Raw genomic sequence first — 9,391 nt, 5'->3', positions numbered from 1 at the left:
ACACTACAATTAGAACAGATTTTTTACAAACAATAGGTATAGATAAAAGTGATATTTTAACAGGAGTTCGGTGTCCAAACTGTTCATTTATACCAATGCAATATAACAGGAATAATTGGAAGTGCCCAGTTTGTAAACACCTATCTAATGATACTCTTTTCGAAGCGATTAATGACTATTTTCTTCTAATTAAAACCTCTATTACAAATTCAGAATTACGTAAATATCTCCATCTTCCATCAAGAAGGGCCTCTACCTACTTATTAACATTACTTAACTTACCCTCGACCGGAGTTCAAAGAGGACGAATCTACCATCAAACACACCCATTTCCTTAATATGCTAATTATTTTTTTTTATATAAAACAAACACTATAAAAAACAAATACAGGGGGAACATGGATGAAAAGAATAATCAGCATCCTTATTATGCTGCTCATACTAATTCCAAATGCTACATACGCAGCAGTGACCAATCAACCGATTCACTGGGGATTTAAAAAAGCAGTTAATGAGCAGCAGCCGGAAGCGGGAGCAGAGTATGACCAAATTCTTGCAAAGCATGGTGCTTTTTACAAAGGTGATCCCAATTCAAAAACATTATATCTAACCTTCGACAGCGGTTATGAAAATGGCTATACCCCAAAGATTCTTAAGGTCTTAAAAAAGGAAAAGGTTCCTGCTGCTTTTTTTGTGACAGGGCATTTTTTAATTTCAGAGCCTGAACTAGCTAAACAAATAGTTAAAGAAGGACATATCATTGGTAACCATTCTTGGAGTCATCCCGATTTCACTGCCGTGAATGATGCAAGAATTCGTGAAGAACTCGAAAAGGTAAAAATCAAAACAAAAGAAATAACGGGACAAAAAGAAATGAAGTACCTGCGTCCGCCAAGAGGAGTTTTTAGCGAAAGAACGATGAAGATCGCAAAGGAAGAAGGCTACACGCATGTATTCTGGTCACTCGCTTTCGTCGACTGGAATATTAACCAGCAAAAAGGATGGCAATACTCTTACGATAATATCATGAGGCAAATCCATCCGGGCTGCGTGCTGCTGCTTCATTCCGTTTCTAAAGACAATGCCGATGCACTTGAAAAAGCGATCAAAGATTTGAAAAAGAAAGGCTACAAATTTAAAAGTCTTGATAAGTTTAAATAAGGTAAACAAAGCCGAATTTCGTCAGGAATTCGGCTTTTTGCGGTGAATCGTGCTATAATACGGGGAACTTAAGCTTTATGAAAATTTGGAGTGAACAAAATGAAAACCGAACAAAGTATCAAAATTCAAATACATCAGACATTCCCTTTAACGATAAAAAGGCTCGGCATTAACGGAGAAGGTGTCGGCTATTTTAAAAAACAGGTTGTCTTCGTGCCGGGAGCCCTTCCAGGTGAAGAAGTTGTCGTTGAGGCAACAAAAATTAATCCTAAATATGCAGAGGCAAAAATAAAGAAGATTCGCATTAAATCGCCCCATCGTGTCAAACCGCTTTGCCCTGTTTATGAGCAATGTGGCGGCTGTCAGCTTCAGCACTTGAAATACGATCAGCAGCTAAAGGAAAAACGGGATATTGTGATCCAATCGCTAGAACGCCATACAAAACTAGCTCTAAACAACCTCGAAATTCGTGAAACCATTGGTATGGAAAATCCATGGAGTTATCGTAATAAAAGCAGTTTTCAAGTTGGTCAAAAAGACGGCAAGGTCCTTGCTGGACTATACGGGCTTAATTCGCATCAGTTGATTAATATTGATCAATGCGCAGTTCAGCATTTGCAAACAAATGAAGCAACCGCCAAGGTGAAACGAATTCTCGAGGATTTAGAAATTCCTATTTATAATGAAAAAACTAGAAAAGGAATCGTCAGAACCATTGTAACCCGTGTCGGTGTACAAACGGGTGAACTACAAGTCGTTCTGATTACAACGAAAAAAGAGCTTCCCATAAAAGAACTCATCATAGAGGAAATTCAAAAACGGCTGCCCAACGTGAAATCAGTTGTCCAAAACATTAATGGTGAAAAAACATCCCTTATTTTCGGCGAGGAAACGGTAAAACTAGCTGGCGAGGATTTTATTCAAGAAACATTGGGTGATTTGCAATTTGAGCTATCAGCAAGAACATTTTTTCAATTAAATCCTTCTCAAACAATTAAACTTTATAATGAAGTTAAAAAAGCAGCAGCATTGACGGGAAAAGAAAAAGTGGTTGATGCCTATTGTGGTGTGGGAACAATCGGGTTATGGCTAGCAGATCAAGCAGCAGAGATCCGAGGTATGGATGTGATTCCGGAGTCAATTGAGGATGCCAAGAAAAACGCAAAACGCCACGGATTCACAAATACCAAGTATGTTCCAGGAAAAGCGGAAGAGGTACTGCCTAAATGGGTCAAAAAAGGCTGGAAACCGGATGTTATTGTGGTCGATCCCCCAAGAACCGGTCTCGACAACCAGCTGATTCAAACTATTTTACAAGTCAAACCAGAGAAACTCATTTATGTCTCATGCAACCCGTCCACCTTGGCAAAAGACATCCAAACCTTGAGTTCAAAATATGATGTTAAATACATTCAGCCGGTGGACATGTTCCCGCAGACGGCGCATGTGGAGTGTATCTCGCAACTCATTTTAAAGAAAGGCAACTAACCCAATTGGGTGTTGCCTTTTTACTATTCCTGAAAAGGATTTACGAAGTTATAATGGATACGAATATCACCTTGGCTGTTACAGGTAATCTTCTCAACAAGTGAATGTAATACTTGAGAGGTAAGATCTTTAAGCTTATTTCCCATTCAGATGCCTTTTTTCTACACTCAGAAAGCATTAATATTAATGCTTTTTAGTTTCATTAGTTCACTGTTTGAACACACAACTAATTACCTTTTAATCTCTTTTTATCATAACGTGCAGCAAGCTCTGAAAATCCTCAACAAACTGATCTCTTTCTGGATCGCCTACCCAATCAGGTAATACACCGTAATAGTGAGAAACGGCATCCACTAGTTCTTTTAAGGAGTAAGTGCACACAATATGTGGTATTACTCCTTATTTTTATTTAATACCCTTTTTACATATTCTTTTATCTTGTGACTTTCTTCATGTATTTTCTTTATAGTTTTGAGAAGTTCCTTATTTTTTAAGCTCCTTTTGCTTTCGCCACGCCAAATATAAACTTAAATTTTGCTATTTCAGATTCTTCGCGAAGTAGGCCGCGGCTTTTTTTTATATTTCATTCTCCTCCTTGAGATCCGCTAACTCTCTGAGAAGCCTTCTAATTTCTTCATCCTCTGGTTTGAGGTTACCGCTTCCAGGAAAAGCATTAGTACCCATCTTGCTTATAGTTTTTAACCCAATCTCTTACTGTCGAGTAGTGTATATCTAATTCCTCTGACATTTTACTTACAGTTGTTTCGCCAGATAGTATCTTTAGCACTACTTGTTCCTTAAAGGCTTTATCAAACTTTCTTATTTCATTCAGATAGAGGTGTTCAATATGCTTGTCATATTCCTAAAATGCAGTTGAGGTTTTAAAGCTTGATATTGAAAAAACGATATAGGATACTTCCTGTTGCTCTGTTAATACCTATAACATGGTCTGCTGAAGCAATCAGTGAACTCCATGTGAGCTAAAATTATCCGGCTATCAAAAAACAAAGAAAAGTCAAAATTCAGTTAAAATATATCATTAAGTATTAACTTAGTTTGAAATAATATTAAAATAGCTGGAAATTTGCAACATAACACATATTTTGAGTATTAAGGGAGGTGCATGGGGTTGCATGAAATTATTAATAAGAGAGGGAAAATGTATGAAGAAAAGGGGTAATTTAAAAGTTTATAAAAAAAACAATTAGTTTATTTTTATCATCATTTATGTTTACACAAGTATTTGCTTTTTATATTCCTTGTCTAGGTAAAAATGTTGTTTCTACAGCATATGCTGCTAACGTTGAGCAGCTTAATTAGTATGATTGGGAAAATCCATATGTACAAAATTTTGATGACGGAAATATTGGAGGCTGGCAAGCTGCTGTTGGTACAGCCTCAACATTAACGGTAGAAAACAATCAAACTAAAGTAGTAAGGGGAGCAGATAACAATCTTATAGTAGTAGATCAAAACTCACCCCAGCTTGCAGATGGGGACTACGAATTCCACTTTAAGTTAAACTAAAGATTAATTAAAAGCAATTGAAAAGTAATGGATAATCCTAGAGGAGGTAAATCATGTCACTGTCAAAGATAATTAAAAACTTAGCAATTGTGGTAGCTTCTGCACAGATGATTAGCATTACAATTCCAGCATTTTCAGGAACTGCAGATGCTGCAGCTTATGATGGAATAATAGCATCAAATCAAATGAAAGTTGAAGTAGATCAGAATTTTCCAAGAGTAATAAAGTATGAGTTAAACAGCAAAGTATTAAATGGCTCAGAAGATGTATTAAACACAATAAGAATTAACGGAATAGACTATGTACCGAAAGTAACCTACACAGAAGCAGCAGATAATAAAGCTGACTATGTTCTAACCGTTGATGAGTTAAATGTAGTAATATTTCTATCCATAACAGTAGAAGAGAATACACTTGATTTTGAAGTAACAAAAGTAGAAGAAAATGGTACAACGAGAATACACACCATTGAAATTCCAAACCATAGCTTGGCATCGGTAAGAAGTACAGAAGCGGGCGCAGAATTTGCCGGTTCCAGAATGGAAAACGCTGTTTATAAAAAAGGTGACGTGTATCAAGATGTATCAGGTACTCCTACTGTAGATAGTACACCAAAAAACTATATGTACGCGTTCATTAACAATGATGAATTGGCAGCAGGTGTTTGGTCCAATGCATTTGGTGATACAAATAAAGATGCAGACAATGACAACCACCGTATTGTTAAGCAGACTACAGAGAAAACGGGTTACTCCCGTACAGCTTTGTGGAGCGCTTCTTGGGTATATCGTGGAAATGAAATGTCTGATGATATAACGGAGCCATTACCACACGCTAAAGTAGTGATCACAGAAGATGCAAATGGTGATAGTCAAATGGACTGGCAGGATGCAGCTATCGCAAACCGTAATATTATGAACAATCCTGTTGGCAGCGACAGAATGTCCGAACTTGTTGTTCACCGTATACCCATGAACTTTGGTAGCCAGGCAACAAACCCATTCTTAAAGACATTAGATGAAACAAAAAGAATATATTTATCAACTGACGGGCTTGGACAGTGGGTGGAATTAAAGGGTTATCAAGCAGAAGGGCATGACTCCTCGCATCCGGATTACGGCGGACATATCGGTGTACGTCAGGGTGGACAGAAGGATATGGATACGCTTGTAAGAGAAGCACAGAGCTACAATGCTTTCATGGGTGTACATATTAGCGGTACAGGTGCTCACCCAGAAGCAAAGGCTTTTGATAATGAACTGGTTAATCTTAACAAAGGCGGCTGGGACTGGCTTGACGAATCATATGACTTCGATGACCCAACATACCGTAGAGAAGTTTATACTGGCAACAGAATGAACCGTTTACAGATGTTAAAGGACGATGCACCAACACTTGACTTTATTTATGCTGATGCATGGTATGAACAGGGCTTTAATGGAAGAAGATTTGCTAGAGAAGTGAATTCTTTGGGATGGACCCTTACTACTGAGTTTCCCAATGTATTAGAAGATGAAGCCGTTTGGAATCACTGGTCAGTTGACTATGATTACGGAGGAAAAAACATAAAGGGCTACAGCAGTGATATCGCAAGATTCATAAGAAATCACCAGAAGGATACTTGGATCGGTCGTCATCCGATTCTAGGCGGTACGGAGGCAACCGATTCGGAAGGATGGCAGGGTAGAGTAAATTATGATGAAATGATCGATGTTGTATTCAAAACAAATCTACCAACTAAATATCTGCAAAGCTTCCCAATGACGAAGTACGATGTAACCAATAATGTGGGACGAGCTGAATTTGAAGGAAATGTGGTCGCCGAAAGGACAGAAGACGGAAAAAGAGTATTCACAAAAGATGGAAAGAAACTTCTTGAAGAAGATGTAACAATACAACAAGGAACAAGTAACGGTAACGTTTATGATGATGTAAGATTCAATAACCTCCAATATTTGTTGCCATGGTCGCCAAATGCCGATAAGACAGCTAGCGAATTGGCAGGTGCTGAAGAAAAACTGTATCACTATAATGAAGTTGGCGGATCATCTACTTGGGAACTTCCAAATAGCTGGAACAATGTATCAACCGTTAAGTTATATACATTAACAGATACCGGTAAGAAAGATGAAAAAGAATTGACTGTAAAGAATGGCAAAATCACGATTGATGCTGAACCAAAACAAGCTTACGTTGTATACAAAGGTGATGTTTCTGTAACTGCTGAAGATATGGAGTGGGGATTTGGAATGCCTGCAAAGGATCCAAGCTTCAACAGCGGAACATTAGATCACTGGAAAGTAAAGAGCGGTGCTGCAACAGTAGAACGTAACAATCGTGGACAATATGAATTAGTAGTAAAAGAAAACAATGAAGAGACTGTATTAGAAACTAAATTATCAGGATTGAAGCCAGGAACATACTCAGCTTCAATATATGTTCAGGTTGGCAATACACCAAACCGTACAAATGCTAGCGATCCGAACACTGCAGGAAATGCAAAACGAAAAACGACTATTGGTGTTAAAAATTTCGGCGGAGCAAACATAACTAACTATACTGAAAGTTCACCGCTTAAAAATTATATCTCAGCTGACTCAAAGCACAGCACAAATATGCAGAGAATGAGAGTAGTATTTGATGTAGCAGAGGGACAGGAAACTGCAAAATTATACTTGAAAGTAGCTCCAGGAACAGCGACTGTAACATTTGACGATGTTCGCTCTGTACCTACAAAGAGAGTTGTTCCACAATCTCCAGATGTAGTACTGGCTGAGGATTTCGAAAATGTTGACCAAGGTTTGACTCCATTTGTTATAGCAGACGCTGACGGAGTAAGTGATCCACGTACTCATTTATCAGAATTACACGCTCCATACACTCAAAAAGGATGGAATGGAAAAGCAGTTGATGACGTATTAAATGGCGAATGGTCCATTAAGTCCCATAAAACTGGTAGCGGTCTCATCATGAGAACATTACCGCAGACTTTAAGATTCGATAAAGGAACAACTTACGAAGTATCATTCAAATATGAAAGTCAGTTTGATAAGAAGATTAATTTCGTTGTTGGTAACGGTACTAAGGAAGTGATGAATGTACCAATGCCACAGGCAACCGTTCCTACACAGTTCACTGTTAAATTTACAGCAAGTACAGAAGATTTCTGGATCGGAACAAGAAATACGGCTGGAAGTTCAGCAGGAGACTTTATCCTTGATGATCTAGTGGTTAAGGAAGCAAAGGATGCTACAATTGAACCGCTGCCAATTGTACCTGTTGACTTATCTGTTATACCTGTAGATGGTATCACTGCAAGTGCAACTGGTTATCAAGAAGGTGATAACCCAGAAAATGTTCTTGATGGAAACACAGGTTCATTGTGGCACACAGCTTGGGATGGAAGTGACCGATTACCACAATCCATTACTCTTGATTTAGGTAAAGCTTATAATGTTAACAGATTAGATGTAACTCCAAGACAGGAGACGAATAGTAAAGGAGAAGCAAGTGGTAATGGCTTCATTACAAAATATGACCTATATGTTAAGTATGCAGATGCTGAAGACTTTGTAAAAGTTGTTTCAAATGGAACATGGGAAAGAACAGTTGCTACAAAACAAGTAGCAATTGATAGTTCAAAGCCAATAACTCATGTTAAGTTAACAGCGTTAGAAGGTATTAATGGTTGGGCGAGTGTAGCTGAGATGAGAGTTGCTCAAGAATCTCCAACAATAACTGGACCAGATACAGTTGAAGTTAGCACATCAGTGGGAATGCACCCGGAAATGCCTTCAACAGTAAAGGCAACTTTGAGTAATAACACAGAAATGGAATTGCCAGTTCAATGGCCAGCAATTGACCCTTCAAAATATGCTGAAGAAGGATCATTTGAAGTAGTAGGACACATTAATGGCGTTGAAGCTGCAGCTATTACAGCTACTGTAACTGTAACGGCTAGTGAAGAAGTTGATATAGTAGATGCAAAAGTGATGAATGTTTACACTACAGTAGGAACTTCACCTGTTATGCCAGAAACTGCGAAGATGATCACATCAAATGGTACAGTTATAAATGTACCTGTAACTTGGGATAAAATAGCTAAAAATAGCTATAAGAATGTTGGATCATTCAGCGTAAAGGGTAGGGTAACAGGAACTAAAATAAAAGCTCAGGCTATTGTTATAGTTACAGATCCAAGGGCTACAATCACTGAAATTCCTAAAGTAAAGTAAGTACAGTAATTGGTAAAAAACCAATACTCCTAAGCATGCTTGAAGTAAAAAAGAGGTTTCACCGCAGGTACTTATAGATAAACATCACTCTTGATGATGGAAATCATATCCTTTTCAAATTAATCTCAAATAGATAATACTGTAGAGGAAAGAGGATGACTTTCTCTCTTTCAATGCTAGATTACGTGAATAAAAAGAGCCAGGATTAAACTTGCTGGCTCTTTTCATGTCATATATTAGCTTTGAGGAAGGCTGTTGATGAATTTGTATTGAAGAAAAATACTGCAAATGTGACAATACTTCCTAAGACCGGCTCCTTTGCAGATACTAATATGTTAGTTGGGCTTGGACTAATCATCAGCACTATAGTCATTGGTTAATTCAGAAGAAGAAAAACTATAGTGAGATAATTCTTTATAAAGAGCATTTACATTTTTCGTAGATGCTCTTTAATATTTATATTTATTATATATGCCATTTTATACTATTATTTAAATGAGGTGGTAATTATGATAAAGAGTAGAAATATGTCGAAAAAGTTTATAAGTAGCTTTATTCTATTTATAGTTATACCCTTTATTATCACTAGTGTTGTTGTTAATAAGCTTTATGAAGGAGTTTTGGTTTCTCACTACAATGAAAAGACTCAGCAAAATATGGAACAGCTATCAATGGATATTGAGCTTGAGCTAAGGCGGATATACCTCAATGTAGCAAAGGTTTCAAATGAAAATGAACTATTACTCCTTGTAAATAGTTGGTATGAGGAAAAGGATTCTGTTAAAAAGCTTGAAATTTCCACAAAGATAGAATCAAAGCTTGATTATTTATTTGCCTATCAAGGGATGATAAATTCAATAGTATTTTTTTCAAAGAATGGCCAGATATTTAAGTATAAAGACCCTCTATATAAAAATGATTCTGATGTAAAAGACAGTTCATTGTATAAGGAAAGTATAAAAAATAAAGACAAAGTATTT

General features: G+C 37.2%; 7 protein-coding genes and 1 pseudogene. 6 read left to right on the top strand and 2 right to left on the bottom strand.

Annotation, left to right across the window (positions count from 1 at the left end):
* The 3 genes and pseudogenes from V7150_RS23250 to rlmD all read left to right on the top strand — a co-directional run.
* A pseudogene (locus V7150_RS23250) lies at positions 1 to 338 on the top strand (nuclease-related domain-containing protein); the annotation flags it as partial.
* 64 nt (positions 339 to 402) lie between these two features.
* Entirely contained in the window at positions 403 to 1,161 is a 759-nt protein-coding gene (pdaA, locus tag V7150_RS23245) for a delta-lactam-biosynthetic de-N-acetylase (RefSeq protein ID WP_420490322.1), read from the top strand.
* Positions 1,162 to 1,260: 99 nt separating this feature from the next.
* Positions 1,261 to 2,649 carry a 23S rRNA (uracil(1939)-C(5))-methyltransferase RlmD gene (gene rlmD / locus V7150_RS23240; RefSeq protein ID WP_335522934.1) on the top strand — a complete coding sequence of 463 codons (1,389 nt, stop codon included), beginning with the start codon at positions 1,261 to 1,263 and terminating at the stop codon, positions 2,647 to 2,649.
* 237 nt (positions 2,650 to 2,886) lie between these two features.
* Here rlmD and V7150_RS23235 read toward each other — a convergent pair whose 3' ends face one another.
* A complete protein-coding gene (locus V7150_RS23235; RefSeq protein WP_335522932.1) occupies positions 2,887 to 3,030 on the bottom strand; it encodes a hypothetical protein in 144 nt (47 codons plus the stop codon).
* Positions 3,031 to 3,322: 292 nt separating this feature from the next.
* On the bottom strand, positions 3,323 to 3,472 hold the full coding sequence (locus V7150_RS26675; RefSeq protein WP_420490323.1) for a transposase: 150 nt from the start codon (positions 3,470 to 3,472) through the stop codon (positions 3,323 to 3,325).
* A gap of 757 nt (positions 3,473 to 4,229) precedes the next feature.
* On the opposite strand from V7150_RS26675, the gene V7150_RS23230 reads away from it, so the two are divergent.
* The 3 genes from V7150_RS23230 to V7150_RS23220 all read left to right on the top strand — a co-directional run.
* Positions 4,230 to 8,411, top strand: a complete 4,182-nt coding sequence (locus tag V7150_RS23230) for an endo-alpha-N-acetylgalactosaminidase family protein (RefSeq protein WP_335522930.1) — start codon at positions 4,230 to 4,232, stop codon at positions 8,409 to 8,411.
* A gap of 242 nt (positions 8,412 to 8,653) precedes the next feature.
* Complete coding sequence (locus V7150_RS23225) at positions 8,654 to 8,791, top strand: hypothetical protein (protein WP_335522928.1); 138 nt, start codon at positions 8,654 to 8,656, stop codon at positions 8,789 to 8,791.
* A gap of 276 nt (positions 8,792 to 9,067) precedes the next feature.
* Positions 9,068 to 9,391: hypothetical protein (locus V7150_RS23220; protein WP_335522926.1), on the top strand; the 324-nt coding region annotated here is incomplete at its 3' end.

Source organism: Neobacillus drentensis, from assembly GCF_036965245.1.
In the GTDB taxonomy this organism is placed as follows: Bacteria; Bacillota; Bacilli; order Bacillales; family Cytobacillaceae; genus Neobacillus; species Neobacillus drentensis_G.
The sequence above is the reverse complement of the archived record's forward strand: the minus strand, read 5'-3'. Positions and strand labels throughout refer to the sequence as shown.

What these genes read in the sequence shown, in the direction of transcription:
- pdaA (WP_420490322.1), top strand. Translation starts at nt 403, where the DNA reads ATGAAAAGAATAATCAGCATCCTTATTATGCTGCTCATACTAATTCCA.
- rlmD (WP_335522934.1), top strand. Translation starts at nt 1,261, where the DNA reads ATGAAAACCGAACAAAGTATCAAAATTCAAATACATCAGACATTCCCT.
- V7150_RS23230 (WP_335522930.1), top strand. Translation starts at nt 4,230, where the DNA reads ATGTCACTGTCAAAGATAATTAAAAACTTAGCAATTGTGGTAGCTTCT.